Source organism: Hymenobacter elongatus (assembly GCF_004745955.1).
GTDB lineage: Bacteria > Bacteroidota > Bacteroidia > Cytophagales > Hymenobacteraceae > Hymenobacter > Hymenobacter elongatus.
On the sequence record NZ_SRLD01000008.1, the window covers coordinates 96,734 to 118,636 of the forward strand.

A 21,903-nucleotide genomic window follows, 5' to 3' on the forward strand; every position below is an offset into this window, starting at 1 on the left:
TAGCCGGCTCTCAGGAACCGGGGAGGTTAGGCAAAAACTTAAACGGAATATTCCCGCAGGGCCGCGACCAGCTGCTCATTCTCAGCCGCCGTACCCACGGTCAGCCGCAGGCAGCCCGCACAGCCGGGCTGGGTCGTCCGATTACGAACCACGATGCCCTGGCTCAGCAGGTAGGCATAGACGGCCGTGGCGTCGGAACGGAAGCGTACCAGCAGGAAGTTGGCGTCGGAAGGAAATATATGCTCTACGATACGCACCGCCGGCAGGTGGGCCTGCAGCCAGATGCGGCCTGCCAGCAACTGCTGCCGCATCTGCTCAAAGTGCGGGGCATCGTGCAGCGCGGCCAGCGCGTGCCGCTGCGTGGCCTCCGACACATTATACGGAGGCTTGATCTTATTGAGGAAGCTGATGACTGCCGGCGAGGCAAAAGCCATTCCCAGCCGCAGGCCCGCCAGGCCCCAGGCCTTGGAGAAGGTTTGCAGAACGACCAGGTTGGGAAACTCCGCCAGCCGCGTAGTCCAGCTGGGAGCCGCGGCAAAATCGGCGTACGCTTCATCCACGACCACCAGCCCCCGGAAGCCGCGCAGTACCTGCTCCAGCGCCTGGGCGTGCAGCAGGTTGCCGGTCGGGTTATTGGGCGAGCACAGAAACACCAGCTTAGCCGCGGAAGCAACTATCTGCGCCACGGCTTCGGCCGAAAGCTGAAAGTCGGCCGTCAGCGGGATGCGCTCCAGGCGCACGTCGTTGAGGTTGGCCGCCACTTCGTACATGCCATAGGTGGGCGGCAGAATCAGGATGCTGTCCTGGCCGGGCGTGCAGGTCAGGCGCACGAGCAGGTCGATGGCCTCATCCGAGCCGTTGCCAAGAAAAATCTGGGCCGGGTCCAGCCCCTTGAGGGTAGCCAGCTCGGCTTTTACGGCCCGCTGCTGCGGGTCGGGGTAGCGGTTGAACACCTCCGGACCGGCGCTGCCGAGGCTGTTCTCGTTGGCATCCAGCATCACGCGGGCGTCACCCTGAAATTCGTCGCGGGCCGAGGAATAGGGCTGCATGGCCCGGATGTTGGGACGGATATTTTTTTCGAGCTCGAACATGCACTACAGAATCAGTGGACCGTCCTGGCGAAGCGCAAGGACAGGGCGAGGTGAATAGAGGCTAGACTTGGGTTTGGGTGGGGCTTACCAGGGTTTCCAGCCGAAGCGTGATGGCGCGGGCGTGGGCAGTGAGGCCTTCGGCTTCCGCCATCGTCTCGACCACGGAACCCAGACCGTGCAGACCCTCGGCAGTGATGCGCTGAAACGTAATCTTTTTCAGGAACGAATCGAGCGACACGCCACTGTAGTTGCGCGCGTAGCCGTTGGTGGGCAGCGTGTGGTTGGTGCCCGAGGCGTAGTCGCCGGCCGCTTCCGGCGTGAGGTGGCCCAGGAATACCGAGCCGGCGCTGGTGACGCCCTCGGCTAGCTGCTCGGGGTTCTTCACGGCCAGAATCAAGTGCTCGGGCGCGTACTGGTTCGAGAAGAAGAGCATTTCCTCGGCCGTCCGCAGCAGAATGGCGCGGCTTTCGGCCAGGGCCTGGGCTGCTACGGTGGCGCGGGGCAGCGTAGCCAGCTGGCGCTGCACCTCCACCTGCGTGGCCTCAAGCATTGCCAGCGAATCCGAAAGCAGAATCACCTGCGAGTCGGGTCCGTGCTCGGCCTGACTGAGCAGATCAGCGGCCACAAACACCGGATTGGCCGTTTCATCGGCAATGACCAGCACTTCCGACGGGCCGGCGGGCATGTCAATGGCCACGCCGTAGCGGGTAGCCAGCTGCTTGGCGGCCGTCACGTAGCGGTTGCCGGGCCCGAAAATCTTATCCACGGCCGGCACCGACTCCGTACCGCCGCACAGCGCGGCCACGGCCTGCGCGCCCCCGGCCTTGATGATGGTCGTGATATTGAGCAGCTGGGCCGTGAACAGGATAACGGGATTAACCGAGCCGTCTTTCTGCGGCGGCGTGCAGAGCACCACCTCCGGGCAGCCGGCCAGCCGGGCCGGTACACCCAGCATCAGCAGCGTGCTGAACAAGGGAGCCGTACCACCGGGAATATATAACCCCACCCGCTGCACCGGCACCGCCCGGCGCCAGCACAGCACGCCCGGCATCGTCTCGACCCGTTCTTCGGTGGGACGCTGCGCCTCGTGAAAGCGACGGATGTTGGCGTGGGCCTGCCGGATGGCGGTCTGCAATTCGGCAGGGACCTGCGCCTGGGAGGCCTGCATTTCTTCGGGCGTTACCCGCAGGCCCGCGCGCACATCAGCTCCGTCGAGTTGCTGGGCGTATTCCAGCAGGGCCGCGTCGCCGCGCTGGCGCACATCGGCAAAAATCTGCGCCACGCGCTGCTCCACGTCCTGGGCTTGGCCGGCGGCGGCCCGCTGTTGCAGCGCCGCCCATTCCGGCTGGCTGGGATATTGAAAGATTTGCATCTGGTTGAGTCTGGGGTAGGATGGATTCTGGCGTGGGCAGGATTCGGGACGGTAGGCATACCGGGCATCCAACCGAAAACGACCCGGGCTGTTGGGGCGAAGTTCAGAAAGTGCCGTAGGGTGTAGGCACTACCGCCTGCTTCCTGGCACGCCAGCCCCGGGTAGGCCGGCTTACTAGCTAATCATCTTCTCAATCGGCAATACCAGGATGCCTTCCGCACCCACGGCCTTGAGCTGACCAGTGATGTGCCAGAAATCGTCCTCGTTGACTACCGACTGCACCGACACCCAGCCTTCCTCGGCCAGCGGCGTCACCGTCGGCGACTTGATGCCGGGCAGCAGCGCCTTCACCGCGGCCAGAGCGGCCACGGGCGCATTCAACAGAATGTACTTGTTGCGGCGGGCCCGGCGCACGGCCTGCATCCGGAACTGCAGCTGGTTGAGCAACTCCTGCTTTTCGGCCGACAGCTGCTGGTTGGCAATCAGCACGGCTTCGGAGCGAAACACGGTTTCCACTTCCCGCAGCCCGTTGCCGAGCAGCGTGGAGCCCGACGAGACAATGTCGCAGATGGCATCGGCCAGGCCGATGCTGGGGGCAATTTCTACCGAGCCGCTGATGGTGTGCAGCTGGGCCTGCACGCCCTGGCCAGCCAGGTAGCGACCCAGAATCTGGGGATACGACGTGGCGATGTTCTTGCCCTGCAAGTCCGCTACCGAGTCGTAGCCTTCTGAGCGCAGGATGGCCAGCGAGAGCCGGCATTTGCTGAAGCCCAGCTTTTCCACTTCCAGATCGGGGAAACCGGCTTCTACCAGCACATTCTGGCCCACGATACCCAGGTCAGCCACGCCGTCCTGCACGTAGCCGGGAATATCATCGTCGCGCAGAAACAGGATTTCCAGGGGAAAATTGGTGGCTTCGGTTTTGAGTTTGTAGCTGCTGCTAACGAAAGAAATACCGCACTCCCGGATCAGGTTGAGCGAGTCTTCGCTCAGGCGGCCCGACTTCTGAATGGCCAGACGAATCATAAAGCAGTGGTTAGTAAGAATGAAGCAGCGGCAACGTACCCATTCGGGCCGGCATGCTGTTCATCGGAGTGGAAACGAGAAGGGAGAAAACCGGCTGGCGGCCAAATAGCGCCAATAGCGGGTGGGGCCGCCTGTGGGGGCGGCCAGGCACTCGGCGTACGAGATGCCCAACGGGGTCGATATGCTTGTGTCATTCCTCTCTTAAGAGGAATGGTGCCCGTGCAGATGATGATGATGATGCGCCGCGCGCAGCCAGCCAGTAGCGGCACCCGTGTGGGTGGCCTGGGAGCTGAGGGAGCAAAAAAAGGACGCGGCGAAGGGCATACGGGGTAATTGTGAGGCAAAAGTACGCGCACCGGGCTCGAAACAAAATAATTCCGACAAAAAATATTCCGAACCCCGAACTTTGTGGTTTACCCGGTGTCAACCTCTTTTTGGCACTATTGTTTCGGAGTCATTCGTTTTCGCCCTCGCCCCGCCCTTTCCACCTGTTGCTCCTATGGTTGTAGCCCGCATCTTTTCCACTGCTACCTGTCGTGTTGGCCTGCTGCTGGCCCTAGCCGGCGGCTGTTGCACGGCCCAGGCCCAACAAGCTGCCCAGCCAAGAACGGCCGCCGCCGCCCCGGAGCTGCCCCTGCCCCAGGCCAGCCCCCACGCCGTCCTGATCCAGACCATCGGCCTGACGGACGTGACGGTGGACTATCATACACCCTCGGTGAAGGGCCGCGCTATCTGGGGCCAGCTAGTGCCCTATGAGCAAGTGTGGCGCGCGGGTGCCAATGAGAATACCGTGCTGACGTTCCCCGACCCCGTGTCTCTGAACGGCCAGGCTGTGCCCGCCGGCAAGTATTCGTTTTACGTGCTACCCAAGTCCGACCAAGACTGGGAGTTGATTCTGAACCGCGTTACCACGCACTGGGGCAGCGAGGGCTACAACGCCAAAGACGACCAGCTACGCCTGCCCGTGGTGCCCGAAGCCTCGCCGTTTCATGAAAATCTGGTGTACTGGTTTTCCGAGATGAAGCCCGCTGGCGGCCGGCTGAATTTGTCCTGGGAAAAGCGCACGGTCAGCATGCTCATCGAAACCGATGTACATACCAAAGCGCTGGCCGGCATCGAGAAAGTACTGGCGGCCTACCCCACCAACTGGCAGCTGCTGGCCCAGGCCGCCGACTACCTCGTGCAGAACAACATTCACTCGGAGCTGGCCCTGCGCTACATCAACGAGTCGCTGCGGCTAAAGGAGGTGTACACCAATAACTGGATTAAGGCCCGGCTGCTGGCCTCCAAGCAAGACTACGGCACGGCCATCGTCTATGGCCGACGCGCCCTGAAGCTGGGCGAGAAAGATGACCCCGGCTTCAAGTCAAAACAGCCCAACATGCGCATCACACTCACCGAGTGGCAGTCGAAGGCCTATTAATCGGGCGCCGCAAAGCCCGTAATAATTCCGTAAGCAACGACCAAAAAGAGGGTCGGACAGGATATCCTGTCCGACCCTCTTTTTGGTCGTTGCTTACTTTCCTCAGAAGCGGGCAATAACCCGCAGATTAATTACCCGCTGCGACAGATAGTTCGGAACGGCGTAGGTACGGGCATTTACATCCTGCACGTAGCTGTAGCCGGCCACGTTGTTAGCCGCCAGTACGTTCAGAATTTCCAGACCCAGCCACAGACTTTCCAGCTGCCCGACGCGGCGCGTTTCAGCGGCGGTGGTAGAAAGGGAAATCACCTTGGAGAAACCCAGATCCACGCGCTTGTAGGAGCGGGTCAGTTTGGTGGTGCCGCGCTCCTCGGGCAGGCTGGGCGGACTGAAGGGCAGACCGGTACCGAACACGAAGTTGACGTAGCCCTTCACTGAAGGGTTACCCGGCAGCTGATCCTGAAAGAAGATACCGAAGTTCAGGCGCTGGTCGGAGGGCCGGCGGATGTAGCCCTGCGCGGTGCGCCCCACGACTTCACCGGTGGCCGCATATTGGGTGAGCGAGTCGCCTTCGATATTTTCACGGGTCGTTAGCAGGCCCAGGCTAAACCAGGATTCTACACCTTTCACAAACTCGCCGCTCACGCGCGTATCGAGGCCGGCAGCGTAGGCCGTGGCGTTGTTTTTGGCAAAATAGCGCAGCCGCACGTTGTCGATATCGTAGGGAATGACGTCGGTCAGGTACTTGAAATACAGCTCGCTGGTGAACACGAAAGGCCGGCTCCACTGCCGGAAACGCAACTCGTTGCCGGCAATAAAATGCAGGGAGCGTTGGGCCCGCAGCTCCGGATTCAGGGCCGCCTGCTGCACAAGCACATCCTTAGGCGTCGCCTGGGTGCCACGGGTCTGGTCGCGCAGCTCGCGGTAAAACGGCGGCTGGTAGTACAGGCCGGTCGCAAACTTGAACGACAGATTGGGGTTGCGCCGGGTGATGAAGGAATACTGCACCCGCGGGCTCACCGTCAGCTGCCGGTTCACCGACCAGTAGCTGGTGCGCACGCCGTAGGTGAGCGTGCGCAGCGTGTCGAACTCCACGGTGTGCTGGGCGTAGCCCTGGTAGCGGGTGCTGGCCAGGCTCAGGTCCGACAGCAGCCGGGTGCGGCGGTAGTCGGGCACAAAATCGGCGGAGTCGACGAAACTATACTCGTTGAGCTGATCTTCGATTTTCTCCCGGCCCACCTTTGCCCCCCAGCGCACTGTGTGCCGGGTGCCGGGCGTCCAGCGCCCCCGGGCTTCCAGCGTGGCCACGCGGGCCAGCAGGTTATTGCGCGAGTGGTCGAAGCGCGAGCCTACGTCGCGCTGCCGCACGGCCTGGTTGAAATCCGGCGAGTTCGGGTCGCGGTTAATTTCGGCGAAGCTGTAGGCAGCCTCCACGTCGCGGTACTCAAACTCGCGGGAAATGAGAGCCCCGGCCAGCAGCTCGCCCTGCAGGTTGTCCGAAAAGTTGTGGCGCAGATTGAGCCCTCCCTGATAGGTATCGTACTGCATCCGCTCCCGCCCGTTGTAGGCAATAAAGAGGCGGGTGAACTGATTGGTAGAAGTGCTGAACGTGGCCTGACCCGATTCGGGGTTGAAGCGAAAATCGTTGTGGGCAAAGGTCGTCAGCAGGCCCAGGCTGGTGCGCTCGGGGTTGTCTTTGGGGCCCAGCGCGGCATTGATGTAGGCCTGCCCATCGTAGAAGGTCGGATTGTAGCCGCCCTGCTGCTGCTTCAGGGAGCGGAGCACGTAGGTGGCGTTTTTGTAGCGAATGCCGGCCAGGTAGCTGATGCGCTTATTGGGCGACGTAGCCTCCACGTGCATCGTGCCTCCCACCAGGCTGGCCGTGGCCGAGCCGCCAAAGCGCTGGGGCTTCTTGTACTCGATGCTCAGCACCGAGGAAAGTCGGTCGCCAAACTTGGGCTGCCAGCCGCCGGACGAAAACTCGATGCGGTCTACCAGATCGGGATTCACAAAGCTCAGGCCTTCCTGCTGGGCCGAGGTCACCAGAAACGGGCGGTACACCTCAATACCATTGACATACACCAGGTTTTCGTCGTAGTTGCCGCCCCGCACGGTATAGGTGCTCGTCAGCTCATTATTAGCGACCACGCCCGGCAGCGTCGTCAGAATCTTGTTGAAGTCGCCGAAAGCCGACGGCAGTTCCTTAACCGAGCGTGGATCGATGCGCACTACGCTGACCTGCTCGCGGGTATTGGTTTCGTCGTTGCGCGCCCGCACAGTTACTTCGCTCATGGCCCGTGGCGCCAGCGCCAACGTAATACTCAGCTCCCGGTTTTCGGCCAGATTCAAGACCAGGCGCTGCGGCTGGTAGCCCAGGCGGCGCGTGACCAGCGTGGGCGGCTTGCCCGTCAGGGGCCGCACTACACTCAGGGCAAACCGGCCCGCATCGTCCGTATTGGTGCCCCCAGGCTGGCCTTCCACTCCCACGCTTACTTGTTCGAGCGGCGTGCCCGCCGCATCGCGCACGGTGCCGGTAATGAGCACCCGGGCGGCTTGCTGGGCCAGGGCCGCGCCACGTGGGGTAAGCACCAACAGGACGCAGAGCAGACAAACCCGCAACGGCAGAGAGATACTATAGCGCTGCATTAGCGGGCCGGCTGGGTTTCAGCTACCAGCGCGTTCAGCTGCTGGCGCATGGTGGCCAGCGTGGCCACCGGGTCGGGCGAGTTGAAAACGAAGCTGCCCGCCACCAGCACGTCGGCCCCCGCTTCGACCAGCGCGGCAGCGTTATCGAGGCTTACCCCGCCGTCAATTTCAATCAGGGCCGAGGAGTTATAGTCAACAATCAACTCTTTCAGGGCCGCTACTTTGCGCAGGGTGTTGGGAATAAACGACTGCCCGCCAAAGCCCGGATTCACCGACATAATGCACACCAGGTCGAGGTCGGCAATGATGTCTTCCAGCACGGCCACCGGCGTATGCGGATTCAGGGCCACGCCCGCCCGGCAGCCCAGGGCCTTGATTTGCTGCACCACCCGGTGCAGATGCGGGCAGGCTTCATAGTGCACCGTAATGTTGGCCGCTCCCGCGTCGCGGAAAGCCGCCAGATACTGCTGCGGCTCCTCTATCATCAGGTGCACGTCCAGCGGCTGCTGGGCGTGGCGGTGAATGGCCTGCAGCACCGGAATGCCGAAGGAGATATTGGGCACGAAGCGGCCGTCCATCACGTCGCAATGCAGCCAGTCGGCGGCGCTGCCAGCCAGACGCTCGGTTTCGTGTTGGAGGTTGCCAAAATCGGCGGCAAGCAGAGAAGGGGCCAGCAAAGGCACTATACGACGGGACGAATTCATAGCGCGAAGGTAACGGTTTGGGGGGCAGGTTTTAGTATATGCACCCCGGGCCCAGCCCCGCTTTTCTTTCACCTACTACGCTCCGGTGCCGCACGATACAGCACCCCCTCGGCCCGGCTCTGCTACAGCCAGACCGCGAGGGTGCGGAAAAGTGTACCGCCGCCAGCGGTAGTACATCGAGGTGCCAAACAAAGGTTACTTGTCGGCTTTTTTCCAGGCCTGCCAGTCCAGCCCCCCATCTTCGCGCTTGCGCAGAAACACCGTCTGATCATCCTTCTGGGTTTTGCCGAAAGTGACATCGCCCCGGCAGTCGAGGCATTTGACGGACGTGTACTTGAATTTGTCCTGGGCCACGCGCGAGGACAAGTCCAGATTGTCGGAGCCGCACAGACCGCAGGTCACTACATCGGGAAAGCTGAGCCGGTCGTACTCCGCCACCACGTCGTGGAAGTTCGTGCCCTGCACCGTGAAATGAAACTGGCGGCGCCCAATGCGCTTGGTGACCATTAATTGTAACATGCCGGAAGGAGTAAAAGGGGTATGAAGTAGGCAGAAAGATACTAATATCCTTGGCTTTAGCCAACACCTGAAAGCAGGATTTAATTGCATAAAAACGCCGAAACAGCAAACCAAGCCCCAAATAGAGTGATTCACCGTTTCGGCGTTAACTATTTTCTTTAGCAGCAATTACAATTTCACGAACCGTACTGTTCGCTGCCCCTTGCTGCTGCTGATGGTGCAGGTATATATCCCTTTGGCCAACGGGCCGGGCCGCAGCTGCACCTGCGCGGCAGTAGTAGCGGGGAGCTGCTGCTCAGCCACCATGGCTCCGCGGGCATCCACTATCCGCACGCTGAGCGGCTGGCCCTGGAAGGAAGGTGTAAGCTGCACGAATAGCTCATCGGTACTAGGATTGGGATATACCGCCAGATTCTCCACGCCCGCCTCCGGAGTGCCGTTCGACAAGGGAGTACCGGGTTTGGCTAGCGCATAGGCCCGCACAAAATCGGGAATACCGTAGCCGAGCAAGTTGTCGGGAGCCGTGGCCTGGGAGCCGGAACGCTGCAGGAAGCTGATAACCTGCTGGGCCGTCAGGTCGCGGTTGGCCTGCCAGAAGCCCGCCGCCATACCAGCCATAATCGGGCACGAAAAGGAAGTACCATTGGCCCGCGAAGCCGCGCCCGAAGGCGTCAGAATGGCGGCCTGGGAGCCCTGGGCCGCGACGTTGGGCTTGATGCGCCCATCGGCCGTGGGGCCTACGGAGCTGAAGCCCGCCCGCCGCAGCCCAGCATCTACCGCGCCCACGGTCAGAATGGAGTCGGCATCGGCAGGAGCCGTTACGTAGCGCCAGCTGCTGCCGCCTTCGTTGCCGGCGCTGTTCACGACCAGTATTCCGACGCGGGCGGCTACGGCGGCGGCGCGGGTCGAAATGGCCGTGCGCCCGTTCAGATCGGCATAGCTGTAGTCCTTGGTCGGGTCGTCGAAGGTGGTGTAGCCCAAGGACGAGCTGATGATGTCCACGCCCACCGAATCAGAGTATTCGGCCGCAATGAGCCAGTTCATTTCCTCTACCGGACTTTCCGGCACGACGTCTTCGGTGATGCACAAATGATAGGTAGCCTTGGGAGCCGTACCGATGAAGAAGCCCGCCTGATTGGCCGCCATAGTTGACAAGCAATTGGTACCGTGGTTATTCCGCAGGTACACATCCTTGTTTTTGTCGATAAAATTGAACGTGCTGGCCAAGCGCTGCTCCTGAAACAGGGGCGCGAAAGCCGGAATCTGGTTCACGCCCGGGAAGCCGGCATCGAAAACGGCAATATGGATGCCCTCCCCCCGGAAATTGGCGCTGTGCATGGCCACGGCCCCAATCATATTGTTCTGGCCGTAGGCCGTGCCGTAGTCGGCGGGAGCGGCCGCGCGCTCCTGGGGCAGCACCGGCTCAGGGGTCCGCTTACGGTCGGCGCCGGCGGTCTGCGGGGCGCGGTTGAGCGTCACGACGCTGCGCACGAACGGCAGGGTTTGAATCGTAGCCAGCGTGGTGGAGTCGCACTCGACCACGGCCGCGTTGAACCACCGGGAAGTGTACCAGAGCTGAGCTTTGGGCACGGCTTTCACCTGGGCCACGTAGCTGGGGTTCACCGGCAGGTCGCGGGGCAGCACGCTGATGTTTTGGCGGGCACGGCGCTGAATGGAGCGCGCCGACAGATACGCCTGGGGCTGGGCCACAGTGAAGGGCGAGCCGGCTTTGTCGCGGAAGTATACGAGGTGCTTGCGCACAGTGGGCACGGCCCGCACGGCGGGCGAGGGCACGTCGGAGCCCGCCGCAGCGGCCGACAGGGAACCCAGGCTCAGGCCCGAGAACAACAGAGTAGAAAAACGCATTCGTAGTGGGTGGAGTTAGCTTGCGGGAAGATACTAAACTGTCCGCTTTTCGGCGGCCGGCTGCCCGCTGCGACCCGGGCGAAGAAATCGCCGACACCGGGCACGAAAAAGGCGACAGGTGAAATACACCTGTCGCCGGAATTACGTTGCAGCTACCGCTATTAATCTGGGTGCTCTTCGCCCTACAGCTTTCCTTCCTCAAGCAGAACCTCTACCCGCGACTGCCCCTGATAAATCCGAGTGTTGGTGCGGGAACACGTCTGGGCCTGCTGGTCGCAGTAGTTGAAGCGCCGCCGCACCCGGTACACCGGCCCGATGCCTTTGGCGTACACCTGGGTATACTTCGACAGGTAATACTCGTCGTCGAAGCCGGTGATGTTGTCATCGATCAGAGCCGTGGTCAGCGTCTGCTCGTAGCGGTAGGTTTTGCCCCCCGTCGTAACCTGGAAGGGCTCTCCTACTTTTTCATAGCGCCGGCTTTCATCTTCCTGCTTAATAACAGTATCGACCGCGCTAAAAGCCGTCATGTTCCAGGCACGGTCTTTTCGCACCGGAAACACCAGCTCCACAGTGCGGCGGTTGTTGCGCGTCAGTACCAGAGCGCCCTCGGTGGGCGTAACCACCATTACGCTGTCGTCGCGCCAGGCATCGGTGGGCAACAGGCGCTTGGCCCGCACCAGGCGGTAGCCCGTGACGCCCGCCGCCCCCGTGATTGGGTCCGTAATCGTTTCCCGAAACTGGTAGGTCGTTACTTGCCTTTGGTAGTTTGCCCACAGCGTATCGGACACCGCGTAAATGCGGTAGCGGCCTACTTCCAGCGGGTAGTAGTCGGTGCCCGACTCGGGGCCCGGTACCGACTCGTTCTGGCAGCCGGCCAGGGCCAGGACGGCCACTGGAACCAGCTGGAATAATTTTCTGCGAGAGAAATAGCGCGTCATTAGCTTACTCGTATACTATTAGGCTGTAACGGAAGGGGCGAAAGTACGGGCGGGCACCTCCGCAATGGTGTGGCGCTCAATCCAGCCGCCACCGAGCACATCTTGCCCGTCGTAGAAAACGGCGGCCTGCCCCGGCGTAATGGCGTGCACCGGCTCCTCGAAATACACCCGGATCTTGTCGCCCACCTGTTCCAGAAACGCCGGTGCGCCATCGTGGTTGTAGCGGACTTTGGTGGTAGCCGGCACCAGGCCCCGGCCTTCCAGGGAGGCTAGCTTGCCCATATTGAGCTTGCCCACCAGCGTGGCCGTGCTGGCCAGCTCGTCGTAATTGCCGAGCACGACCTGATTGCTATCGGGGCGAATTTCGGTGACGTAGGCCGGGAAGCCCAACGCTATGCCCAGGCCCTTGCGCTGCCCGATGGTGTAGAACGGATAGCCCTCGTGGTGGCCCAGCACGGTGCCGTCGCGCAATACGTACTCGCCCCCGGCCACGCGCGCCTCCAGCCCCGCTACCCGCCGCCGCAGAAAGCCCCGGTAGTCGTTGTCCGGAATAAAACAGATTTCGTAGCTCTCGGGCTTGTTCACGAGCTCCGTGAAGCCCCGCCGGCGCGCCTCGTCGTAGATTTCGGTTTTGCGCATGCCGCCCAGCGGAAAAATGGTGCGCGCCAGGCTCTCCTGCGACACGCCCCACAGCGCGTACGACTGGTCCTTATGCTCGTCGAGGCCCTTGCTGATTACGTAACGGCCCGCTTCCTGCCGGATGTTGGCGTAGTGGCCCGTAGCAATGTAGTGGCAGCCGAGCTGGTCGGCCCGGCGCAGCAAGGCGTCCCACTTGATGTGCGTATTGCAGAGCACGCACGGATTGGGGGTGCGGCCGGCCAAATATTCCTCCGTGAAGTTGTCGATAACAAAGTCACCGAATTCGTCGCGGATGTCGATGATGTAGTGCGGAAAGCCCAGCTCCACGGCTATCTGCCGGGCATCGTTAATGGAGTCGAGCGAGCAGCAGCCGGTTTCCTTTTTCGAGCCCCCGGCCGAGGCATAATCCCAGGTCTTCATCGTCATGCCCACCACCTCGTAGCCCTGCTCGTGCAGCAGCACTGCGGCCACGGAGCTGTCGATGCCGCCGCTCATAGCGACCAGTACCCGTCCTTTCGTCCCTGAAGTATTCATAACGTACAAAAGCCACTTGGCCCGCTGAAAGTTTCCGGGCCGTGAGATACAAAGGTAGGCAGTCCAGAGTTGCGAACCGACGCCGCCGCGCCGGGTGGTCCGAGCTGCCCAGCGCAGCCTGTGTTGGGCCACCGGCGGGCCATTTTTCACGACTTCTCCCGGCGGGCTTTTACGGGCTTCCCGCAGGGGCAGTAGTTACGCACTGGGTTTTTATGCCGAATATTACCGCGTTATCTTCCTTTTCTCCTGTTCAATTCGCTTAGCTTCTCGTCCATGCCTCTGATTACCTCTGTGCTTGTACGCGGCATCAACAACCTGTCGGACGCGCGCTACTGCGCCGGTATGGGTGCCGACTACCTCACCTTCCGCCTCGATCCGGCCTTGCCCGGCTATCTGGAGCCGGCGCTGGTGCAGGAGCTAAGCGGCTGGGTAGCCGGCGTGCAGCTGGTAGGAGAATTTGACACGCTGTCGATTCCGGAAATCAATGCCCTGGCCGCTACCTGCGGGCTGCACCACGTGCTACTGCACCGCCGACGCACCGCCGAGGAATTGTCGCAGCTGGCCGTGCCGGCGCTGAAGCTAATTAAGTGGATTCCGGATATGCTGGCCGAGGACGTTGAAAAGCGGTTCCGCGACCAGCAGGCCCACGTGGCGGGGTTCGTGCTGGCCACAGCCCCGCCCGAGCCACTCTCGGCCATGCAGCGGGCGCAGCTTACCCAGCAGGCCCGCACCTACAAGCTCTGGCTGGGCACGGCTTTCGCGACGGCCGTGAGTGTGCGGCAGTTCGTGCAGGAAATACAGCCGGCGGGCATCGTGCTCGAAGGCGGCGAGGAAATTAAGACCGGCCTGCGCGACTTTTCGGAGATGGAAGCCATTTTCGAACAGCTGGAAGACGAGTAGCCCCTCCCGGCCTGCGCCGAAACTAGCCTATCACGGCCGTAAGCTCAAAAACAGGCTCGCCCAGCCGCTCGTCCCCGGAAATCTGCACTGAGGCCTGGGCCAACGCGCGGGGCAGGCTTTTGGTAAACAGCCGCCAGGCCACCGTGCCATCCATAACGACCGTTGCTGCTGGAACTCCCGCAAACTGAGGCACGAGCTGCCAGCTCTCGACGCTTCGTACCATATGCCACGTGCCACCCGCTTCGCCGCTTATCACGAAGGCAATTGCCTGCCCCGCTTCAGCATCCACGGCCCGGTAGTGGTGCGGCAGTGCCCTCAGGCAGGTAGCCAGAAATGGCTGATACAGCTCCCGCGTCAGTAGCGGAGCCTCCTGCCCCACCGCCTGCCGTATTTGCTGCTGATGGTGCCACTTTTCGGTGTAGTCGCGGGCTACGTAAAACCAGTTGGCCGACGCTGCTTCACCGGCCCAGCCTACGGCAAAAGTAGCCGGCGCGGCGGGGTCGAGCCCAGCCAGGTAGCGGGTATATGCCGGCCCCGATACTTCCAGCAGCCACCGGATAACCGCCGGACTCAGCCGCTGACCTGCCGCTACCCAGTCGGCATTGAGCTGGTTGAGAAACGACACGATTTCGGGGTACGAGCCGCCCGCTGGCTGCTGGCCGAAGTAGCCGTCGCGCAGCATCGAGAGGCTGCGCAGGTTACCATCCAGCAGGTGCAGGGCCACGTCGCGCACCCGCTACTGCGGGGCCAGCGTCGGTAGCTCCCACTGTTCGGGCGTCAGCCCCGCCAGCAGCTTCAGCAGCAGCTGGTTGAGAACCGGAAACAGGTGGGCCGTGTGCAGCGGCGGCAGTGGTTGCATGGGCAGCGCGGAGCTAGCTAAGCGTAAACTGCAGGTACTTAATCGGGATTCCCTCGGCCCGGAAGCGCTTTTCGTAGTGAGTCTGGATATCCTCGGCGTGGGGCAGCAGCTCGGCCGAGGCGTACAAATCCTTGGTCTGGGCCAGCACCGTAGCGCCGGGCCGCTGGGTCACGATTTCCAGGGAGTAGTCGAACAGGTCGCCGGCGTCGGTTTTGAGGTGCACCAAGCCGCCGGGGCGCAGAATATGCTGGTACAGATCCAGAAAGCGCGGCGCGGTGAGCCGACGCTTGGCATCGCCCAGCAGCGGCCGGGGGTCGGGGAAGGTTATCCAGATTTCGCTCAGCTCACCGTGGCCAAAATGCTGCAGCAGGTCGAGAGCCCGCATGCGCACGAAGCCCACGTTGGTCAGGCCCAGCTCCTGGGCCCGGTGGCTCCCCTTCCAGATTCGGTCACCCTTGATATCGAGGCCCAGAAAATTACGGTCGGGGTAGCGCTCGGCCAGCCCCACGGTGTAGTCGCCTTTGCCGCAGCCCACTTCCAGGGTTATCGGGTTGGACTGGGCGAAAAACCCGGTTTGCCAGCGGCCAGCCAGCTGCTGGAAGTTGGCTTTGCCCGGCTCCACAATGTCCGGCCGCTCGGCGTTATTGGCAAAGCGCTTCTGTTTTACTCGACTCATATTGGGTTGTTACTCGGAATATAGTTCTTCAATTTCGGCCACGACAAACGTGCTGCCCCCGATAAAAATCACGTCTTCGGCCGTAGCCACCGCGCGGGCCGCCGCTACGGCCGCCGCCACCGGGCCATGCGCAAGGCCCCGCAAGCCCACGGCGGCGGCTCGGGCGGCCAGCTCCGGCGCGGCCAAAGCCCGCGGAATGGCTGCCTGACAAAAGTAATAGGTGGCCGCCGTGGGTAGCAAGCCCAGCATAGTAGTCACATCCTTATCATTGACTACGCCCAACACGATGTGGAGCCGCTGATAGGATAAGCGCGTCAGCTGAGCGGTGATAAAGCGAATCCCGGCCTCGTTGTGGCCCGTGTCGCAAATCACCAGCGGCTGGCGGCCCAGCACCGTCCAGCGGCCCCGGAAGCCGGTGAGGCGGCGCACATTGCGCAGGCCTGCCACCACCGCCGCCTCGGGCAGGCTCCAGCCCTGCTGCCGCAGTTCGTCGAGCACGGCCAGCACGCCGGGTACGTTCAGCCGCTGGTAGTCGCCGGCCAAGTCTACTTCCAGCAAGTGGTCGGCCGCGCCGGGTTGGGTAATGCGCAGTAGCTGGCGGGTGGCATCCGGCAGCGGCGGCTCAGCCAGCGCCGCTTCATAGCGCGCATCGGCGAAGTGAAGCAGTGCGCCGACCTCCCGGGCTTTCTGCTCGAAAACCGCCTGCACTGCCAGCTGGGTCTGGCTGATAACAACGGGCACGCCGGGCTTGATGATACCGGCTTTTTCGGCCGCAATCAGCGGGAGCGTATCGCCCAGCAGGTTCTGGTGGTCGAAGCTGATATTGGTAATCAGCGACACCACAGGGGTAATGATGTTGGTGGAATCAAGCCGCCCGCCCAGCCCTACTTCTACCACGGCTATATCCACCTGCTGCTCGGCGAAATACGAGTAGGCCAGGGCCACGCACATCTCGAAAAAAGATGGCTGAATCTGCTCAAACAACGGCCGCCACTTCGCCACCCACTGCACGAGATACTCCGGATCCAGATCCTGGCCGTTGCGCTTGATGCGTTCCGTGAATTCGCGCAGGTGGGGCGAGGTATACAGCCCCACGTTGTAGCCGGCGACCTGCAAAACGGCCGCCAGCATGTTCGAGCTGCTGCCTTTGCCGTTGGTGCCAGCCACGTGTATAGCTTTGAAACGCCGCTCCGGATGCCCCATCGCGGCGGCCAGAGCTTCCGTATTGCCCAAGCCGGGTTTAAAGCCCGCTACTCCCACCCGCTGAAACATCGGAAGTTGTTCGTAGAGGTAGGCCAAGGTTTCGCGGTAGGTCATGCGGAAGGAATGCGGATGGAAAGGAAGCGTGCGGCAGCCGGAGTACAAAAGAAGCCCGCCGGCCGGAATAATCCGACCGGCGGGCCCGGAATAGCGACAGATACCGGCAGTTAGCGCACGGTGATTTTGAAGGTGTAGAAGCCCGTGGCACCACCTGCTGCCGAGCTGGTACGCCGGAAATCAGCGTTTTCCAGCGCATCACGGCACACCTTCTCCTGGGCTGGCGTCACGTTGCCCGCCACTTTGGTTACGGCTTCCACCTCACCATCGGCATTGATTTTAATCTTGAAACGCACAAAGCCCGAGGTATTATCCAGCGCGGGCGCATCAGGCTTCGAGACAAACGCCCAACCTGCCATTTCCAACCCACCCGAGCCGGGGCTGCTGCCGCTGCCCCCGCTGCCGGGCTGGCCGTACAGCGCTTTGGCATCGAGCGAACCGTTGGGGTTGCCCTGGTCGCCGACGGAGCCGGGCTTATCGCCGTTGTTGTTGCCGGTGGGGGCGTTGCTGGTGCCATTCTCTCCGTTGCCACCGCCACTGGCGCTGCCTTTGGGCGTGTAGAGTGTACGGGGCTTTTCAGCGGGCTTGGGCACTTCCCGCACTTCCTCTTTCTTGGGCGCGGGCTTTTCTACGGGCGGTACGCTCACCGGGCTTTCCTCGGCTTCCGAAGTCACTATCTTATCCTCAGAAGCCTGTTGGGGCACGGGTTCCGCCGCCTGCTGCACGGGGCGCGGCTCCGGGTCGGGGGCCGAAGCGGGCGGGCGGCTGTCCTCCCGGTTCGGCGACTCGTTGGCCAGGGCTTTGCTCTGCACGTCGCCGGAGCCGGCTTCGTCCACGCCGTAGTTCAGCTCCACGCCGTCGCCGCCCAGGCCGAGCAGCGGTGGGTCGGGACCTTTGAAAACGGTAAAAATGAACAGCGCCGCCAGCAGCGCGTGCACGACTACGGTGCCGATAAGTGCCTCGCGGCGGTGTTGTTCGCGGTATTCTACTGCCATGGCTTCAACTCGGTAGAAACGCGTTACGGCGCGAAGAAAGCCGCGCCGTAAGCCAATACGTTGGGTTCTGATACTGTAACGAGGGCCAACCGCAGTCTGTTCCCCGGAGCGGCGGCTAGGCCTTGCCGGCGGCCTGCTGGGCCTGGGTGGCCATCACCATCTTCACCTTCAGGCGGTTGCCGATTTCGAGAATATCGACCAGCTTCTGCACGTTCAGCGACGAGTCGACGCGCAGCACGACGGTGGGCGCTTCCAGACCGGCGATGCGCTGGGCCAGGGCCGTTTCCAGCGTGGCGGCCGTCACGGCCTGCTGATCCAGGAAATACTGCCCCGCCGCATCGACCGATACATTGATGGTTTGCTTCATGACGGCCTTGCCCGAGCGGGCATTGGGCAGCATCAGCTTGATGACGTTCGGATTGACCATGGTGCTCACGATCAGGAAAAACAGCATCAAAAAAAACATAATGTCGTTCATCGAAGACGTCTCGACGTGCGAGGAGAGCTTACGGCGCCGGCTGAGGTCCATTGTACTTAAGTAGAAGTGAATGAATCAGGAATAAAGTAGCAGGAACTCAATCGGCCGAGCGGCCACCTGTTGATTCCTGCTTACCGGTTCCTAATTATCCTGAAGAATATCCATGAACTCGATGGCGGAATTTTCCATCCGGAAAATCAGTCGCTCGACCATGATGCTGAGCCAGTGGTAGCCCACGTGGGCAATGATACCCACGATGAGACCCGCCGCTGAAGTAACCATTTTGGTGTACAGACCGCCCGAAATCTGGGCGATGCCGAAGTCACCGGTAGTCGAAATGGCGTAGAAAATCTTGATTACCCCAATAATAGTACCCACGAAGCCCAGCATAGGCGCAATACCGGCAATGATGCCCAGGATGCTGATGTTCTTTTCGAGGCGGGCAATTTCAATTTTACCGACGTTTTCGACGCTGCTTTCAATGTCTTTCAGGGGCAACCCAATGCGGCGGATACCTTTCTCGATCATGCGGGCCAGCGGCGACGGATTCTGGGCACACAGCATTTTGGCTCCCTGCAAGTCACTCTTCACCATCAGCCCCCGGATGCCGGCCATAAACGAGTCCGGATTCACGGCCGCGCGACGGATGGTCAGGTAGCGCTCAATGATGATATAGAACGAAACGAAGGAAAGCAGAAACAGCGGTACCATGATCCAGCCGCCCTTCAGGATCAGATCAATCAGGGAGAGGTCGGCGGCGGCGGCGGCATCAGCAGCCTGGGTAGCGGCAACGGCGGCGGTATCGGCGGTGGTAGTAGCGGCGGCGGTAATCTGCAACAGGAAAGCGGTCATGCTAGTAATTAAGTACCCAGAGAGAAGAACCTAAGTGCTTGCGCAGGGCGGGAATTTGCTGCTGCGCGGCGGCTTTGGTTGGAAAGTCGACGGCCGAGAGACGGTACTTACGGCTACCGGGAGCCGGCAGCACAATACGGGCAGTGCGGTGGCCGTGTTTTACCAGGGCCTGACGGCCTTTCTCGGCGTGGGCCAGCGTGGTATAGGCCCCCACGATGATGAAAGAACGACCCGTGCGGCCTTTAATTGTGGTACTGGCAGCATCAAGTGAAACCACGGTTGCTACTGGCTTGGCAACCACGGCAGCCGGAGCCGGTTTAGCCACGGCCACAGCCTTCGTAGTGGGCTTCGCGGCTACGACTTTGCGCGCCACAGCCGGCTTGGCAGCTAGTACCGGAACGGTCTTGGGAGCCACGGCCTCCGGCGCGGCCACTACCTCGGCGGTAGCAGGCGCAGCGTCTTCCCAGCTTTCGTTGGCCAGAGCGGCCTGCTGCCGGGCCATGGGCTGAGCCGTTTGTTCGGCGGGCGTGGCTTGCCCCATCGTTTGCTCCTGGCTGGTCGTTAGCCGCCAGCTTTCGGGCAGATACCCTAACTGGGAGGCGAACTGATAGTTAGCCGACAAAACCAGGCCAGTGATAACCAGCGTGGCAGCAATTCGGAAAGTTTTCATGGCGCGGCGGGAACGGCTGACAGCTAAGACGGGAGCGGACGGCTGCCGGTCGCGGGCCAGCAAGGCATCGGTGGCGCGGATGGGCCGCGACACCAGCTCGGGCAGGCCGTAGCTGGCCGTCAGCAGGTTGTGGCTACCGGTGTATTCAAAGTCCAGGCCCCGGCCAGCCGACTGCCGGAAGATACCGACGCCGGGCAGCTCGGCGCGCTGGCCGCTTACGAGCTCGGCCTGCAGCCGCGCTACGGCGTCGCGCACGAGCAGGCGGGCCTGGGTCGTGGTCAGATTCAGGGAGCGACTGAGGGCATCTACTAGCAGCCCGTCATTGCGGGTGAGCGACTGGTTAAAGGCGACGCGCTTGGCCGGTGGAGCCAGCGTGTGGCGCACAGGATGTACCTGGGCCGGCGCGTAATCAGCAATCAGACCCCCAAAATCGGGGATAATAACGCAGTCGTGGTCCCGCAGTAAGGTGCGGATATGATCGGAGAGCTGCATTGGCGGCAATGGGTTAAGTGAAAGAAGCCCGAACGGGAGCAGACGGTATGCAAAAGACCTCCGGACCGTTTCCAACGCCTCCCCGCGCGAGTGGCGCGGGCTACGTTGCGGCGACCTGGAGGCCTTGACGATACTAGCTGAAAGGTGATTCGGGCATCAACTCAATTCTGTTCAAAAATCATACGTTACGCCCGCCAGCACGTTGAATCCTTTCACCGGATAGTTCAGAAAACGCTCGTACTTGCGGCCCAGCAGGTTATTGCCTAGAGCAAATATGGATAGATTTTCCATAATACGGTAATCGGCCCGCAAGTTGAGGTCGACTACAGTGTTGGTGGGGCGCACTACTTCGCCCACCGGCACCCCATTGGCAAGGCGGCGCACGTAGCCCGAACCGTAGCTGGAGCTATAGGTATATAACTCAGCGCCCAGCAATAGCTTATCATACATATTGTAGCTACCAAACAGCGTGGACTGGAAAGCCGGCCGATGGAATGCCTCCGCCAGCGTGGGCGTCTTGTAGCCGTTGTAGTCGGCCTTGAAACCAATGCGCACCTGCTCGGCAGCGTTGTAGAGAACTTCGCCGTGCACGTTAATCAGCTGGGTAGCCTTGCGGTCGTACACGAGGTCGAACTTGGTGGAGTCGCGACGATTGTTATTGTAGAAGTACAGGTTCCGGTCGTTCGACAAGGTCACCTTGGCATTCAGGGAGAGGGCCCGGGCCGGCGTCGAGTTGAAGCCGAAGAACACCGTGGGGCCGCGGTGGGTGTCGGCCACGCGCTGATTGGGAGCCAGCCAGGGGTTTTCGGTGGTCAGGTCGTACATCGTGACGCGCTGCAGGGCGCCGCCCAAGCCGGCAAATACCACGAACTTATCTTCGGCCACGGTGTAGCCCACCCGCACGGCCGGGTACACGTTGAACTGCTGGGCCCGGCGAATGGTGTCGCCGGTGTAGCCCAGCGTGGCGCCCACCGAAAGAGCCAGCCGCTCCAGCGTCAGCTCGTAGGTTGGTGTTATCTGCACAAACGGCCGGGTCACCTTCAGTGAATCCTGGTAGGAAATCAGCGACAGGTCGCCGCTCACGGCCACGCGGCTTTTCTCACCCAGCGTGTAGCCCGAGCGCAGCGAAGCGCTGAAGTTGCTTTCCCGGGCCTTGAAGTTGTCTTTCCAGTAGTTGAAGCCCAGGCCAACATCATACTGAAAAGGGGCGTCCGCACTTTGGTTGCGGGCATATACTTTCACCGCAGCCCGGCTGAACACTTGCTTGAGGCTGTCGGTGGGTGGCGGCAGGGTTTGGGTTTCGCGGTTGTAGCCGTAGAAATTATACCGCTCCCGGCCCAGATCGAGCTTGGCTCCCAGCGTCATGGGGCCGTTGTAGGTTTCGCCGTTCAGGCCGAGGCTGGTTTGGCTCGAACCAGAATTTTTCTTGTCGACGGGCCCCGTGGCGGAGGAAATATGGCTGAAATTGAGGCCATAAGCGGCGGCGTCGCTGCGCGTGTTGTGCAGGTACGCCTTGCCGTAGAGCGTGCCGTAGTTGCCTATTGCGCCCTTCAGGTAGTTGCCCGTGAGCGGGGCCAGGTCTTCCTGGCGGATGGTAAGCACGCGCACCGAAGGATTGAGACGGTCGGCGGGCAGCCGGAAATCCGGGTAGGTGTAGGTCACCTGCCGGTCTTCCTTAGCGGGCGGGTCAATACGGATCTTCTCGAAGTTGCGAGTGGCTTCGGGCAATTGGTTGACCCTCTCCTTTACAATCTCAATTTCGGCGTCTTCAATTTTGCCGCCCGTCTTGCCGGTGCGCTGGGCCCACGCGGTAGCGGGCGCGGCAGCCAGCAGCAGAGCAAAAGGCAGCAGTTGGGGGGAGCGAAGGGTCATAGAATAAGGTCTGGGGGCTTCGAAACGCGCAAAC

Annotated in this window: 20 protein-coding genes; 2 read left to right on the forward strand and 18 right to left on the reverse strand. The window is 61.7% G+C overall.

What is annotated here, in order from left to right:
* Window positions 1-38: 38 nt before the first annotated feature.
* The 3 genes from hisC to hisG all read right to left on the reverse strand — a co-directional run bounded on the left by hisC (window position 39) and on the right by hisG (window position 3,489).
* Window positions 39-1,091, reverse strand: coding sequence for a histidinol-phosphate transaminase (gene hisC, locus E5J99_RS06035; RefSeq protein ID WP_135496822.1), 1,053 nt, complete (start codon window positions 1,089-1,091; stop codon window positions 39-41).
* A gap of 61 nt (window positions 1,092-1,152) precedes the next feature.
* The gene (gene hisD, locus E5J99_RS06040) at window positions 1,153-2,463 is read right to left on the reverse strand and encodes a histidinol dehydrogenase (RefSeq protein ID WP_135496823.1); all 1,311 of its coding nucleotides are present in this window, start codon (window positions 2,461-2,463) and stop codon (window positions 1,153-1,155) included.
* Between the two features lie 174 nt (window positions 2,464-2,637).
* The gene (gene hisG, locus E5J99_RS06045; RefSeq protein WP_135496824.1) at window positions 2,638-3,489 is read right to left on the reverse strand and encodes an ATP phosphoribosyltransferase; all 852 of its coding nucleotides are present in this window, start codon (window positions 3,487-3,489) and stop codon (window positions 2,638-2,640) included.
* A gap of 499 nt (window positions 3,490-3,988) precedes the next feature.
* Here hisG and E5J99_RS06050 point away from each other — a divergent pair, with 499 nt between their 5' ends.
* A complete protein-coding gene (locus E5J99_RS06050) occupies window positions 3,989-4,912 on the forward strand; it encodes a DUF2911 domain-containing protein (protein ID WP_135496825.1) in 924 nt (307 codons plus the stop codon).
* A 102-nt stretch (window positions 4,913-5,014) separates the two neighbouring features.
* Here the strand turns inward: E5J99_RS06050 and E5J99_RS06055 are convergent, their stop codons facing one another.
* From E5J99_RS06055 to mnmA, 6 genes are all read right to left on the reverse strand, one after another.
* Window positions 5,015-7,558 (reverse strand): TonB-dependent receptor, encoded by a 2,544-nt coding sequence (locus tag E5J99_RS06055; protein ID WP_135496826.1) that lies wholly within the window; start codon window positions 7,556-7,558, stop codon window positions 5,015-5,017.
* The gene (rpe, locus tag E5J99_RS06060; protein WP_245318739.1) at window positions 7,558-8,262 is read right to left on the reverse strand and encodes a ribulose-phosphate 3-epimerase; all 705 of its coding nucleotides are present in this window, start codon (window positions 8,260-8,262) and stop codon (window positions 7,558-7,560) included. The genes E5J99_RS06055 and rpe overlap by 1 nt, the downstream gene beginning before the upstream one ends.
* A gap of 195 nt (window positions 8,263-8,457) precedes the next feature.
* Complete coding sequence (locus E5J99_RS06065; RefSeq protein ID WP_135496827.1) at window positions 8,458-8,781, reverse strand: hypothetical protein; 324 nt, start codon at window positions 8,779-8,781, stop codon at window positions 8,458-8,460.
* A 168-nt stretch (window positions 8,782-8,949) separates the two neighbouring features.
* The gene (locus E5J99_RS06070; RefSeq protein ID WP_135496828.1) at window positions 8,950-10,647 is read right to left on the reverse strand and encodes a S8 family serine peptidase; all 1,698 of its coding nucleotides are present in this window, start codon (window positions 10,645-10,647) and stop codon (window positions 8,950-8,952) included.
* A gap of 182 nt (window positions 10,648-10,829) precedes the next feature.
* Window positions 10,830-11,540 carry a hypothetical protein gene (locus E5J99_RS06075; protein WP_135496829.1) on the reverse strand — a complete coding sequence of 237 codons (711 nt, stop codon included), beginning with the start codon at window positions 11,538-11,540 and terminating at the stop codon, window positions 10,830-10,832.
* 63 nt (window positions 11,541-11,603) lie between these two features.
* The gene (mnmA, locus tag E5J99_RS06080; protein WP_135496830.1) at window positions 11,604-12,758 is read right to left on the reverse strand and encodes a tRNA 2-thiouridine(34) synthase MnmA; all 1,155 of its coding nucleotides are present in this window, start codon (window positions 12,756-12,758) and stop codon (window positions 11,604-11,606) included.
* A gap of 273 nt (window positions 12,759-13,031) precedes the next feature.
* Between mnmA and E5J99_RS06085 the strand changes: the two genes are divergently transcribed.
* On the forward strand, window positions 13,032-13,658 hold the full coding sequence (locus E5J99_RS06085; protein ID WP_135496831.1) for a beta/alpha barrel domain-containing protein: 627 nt from the start codon (window positions 13,032-13,034) through the stop codon (window positions 13,656-13,658).
* Window positions 13,659-13,680: 22 nt separating this feature from the next.
* Here E5J99_RS06085 and E5J99_RS06090 read toward each other — a convergent pair whose 3' ends face one another.
* The 9 genes from E5J99_RS06090 to E5J99_RS06125 all read right to left on the reverse strand — a co-directional run bounded on the left by E5J99_RS06090 (window position 13,681) and on the right by E5J99_RS06125 (window position 21,869).
* Window positions 13,681-14,382 (reverse strand): hypothetical protein, encoded by a 702-nt coding sequence (locus tag E5J99_RS06090; RefSeq protein WP_167852016.1) that lies wholly within the window; start codon window positions 14,380-14,382, stop codon window positions 13,681-13,683.
* A 12-nt stretch (window positions 14,383-14,394) separates the two neighbouring features.
* Complete coding sequence (locus E5J99_RS22005; RefSeq protein ID WP_262712970.1) at window positions 14,395-14,517, reverse strand: hypothetical protein; 123 nt, start codon at window positions 14,515-14,517, stop codon at window positions 14,395-14,397.
* A gap of 13 nt (window positions 14,518-14,530) precedes the next feature.
* Window positions 14,531-15,193: a tRNA (guanosine(46)-N7)-methyltransferase TrmB gene (gene trmB, locus E5J99_RS06095; RefSeq protein WP_135496833.1), complete on the reverse strand. Its 663-nt coding sequence runs from the start codon at window positions 15,191-15,193 to the stop codon at window positions 14,531-14,533.
* Between the two features lie 9 nt (window positions 15,194-15,202).
* Window positions 15,203-16,510, reverse strand: a complete 1,308-nt coding sequence (locus E5J99_RS06100; protein WP_135496834.1) for a bifunctional folylpolyglutamate synthase/dihydrofolate synthase — start codon at window positions 16,508-16,510, stop codon at window positions 15,203-15,205.
* Between the two features lie 110 nt (window positions 16,511-16,620).
* Window positions 16,621-17,505: a hypothetical protein gene (locus E5J99_RS06105; protein WP_135496835.1), complete on the reverse strand. Its 885-nt coding sequence runs from the start codon at window positions 17,503-17,505 to the stop codon at window positions 16,621-16,623.
* Between the two features lie 115 nt (window positions 17,506-17,620).
* Window positions 17,621-18,034, reverse strand: a complete 414-nt coding sequence (locus tag E5J99_RS06110) for an ExbD/TolR family protein (RefSeq protein ID WP_135496836.1) — start codon at window positions 18,032-18,034, stop codon at window positions 17,621-17,623.
* A 90-nt stretch (window positions 18,035-18,124) separates the two neighbouring features.
* On the reverse strand, window positions 18,125-18,835 hold the full coding sequence (locus E5J99_RS06115; protein ID WP_135496837.1) for a MotA/TolQ/ExbB proton channel family protein: 711 nt from the start codon (window positions 18,833-18,835) through the stop codon (window positions 18,125-18,127).
* A 1-nt stretch (window position 18,836) separates the two neighbouring features.
* Window positions 18,837-19,997 carry an HU domain-containing protein gene (locus tag E5J99_RS06120; RefSeq protein WP_135496838.1) on the reverse strand — a complete coding sequence of 387 codons (1,161 nt, stop codon included), beginning with the start codon at window positions 19,995-19,997 and terminating at the stop codon, window positions 18,837-18,839.
* Between the two features lie 171 nt (window positions 19,998-20,168).
* Window positions 20,169-21,869 (reverse strand): porin family protein, encoded by a 1,701-nt coding sequence (locus E5J99_RS06125; protein ID WP_135496839.1) that lies wholly within the window; start codon window positions 21,867-21,869, stop codon window positions 20,169-20,171.
* Window positions 21,870-21,903 lie beyond the last annotated feature (34 nt).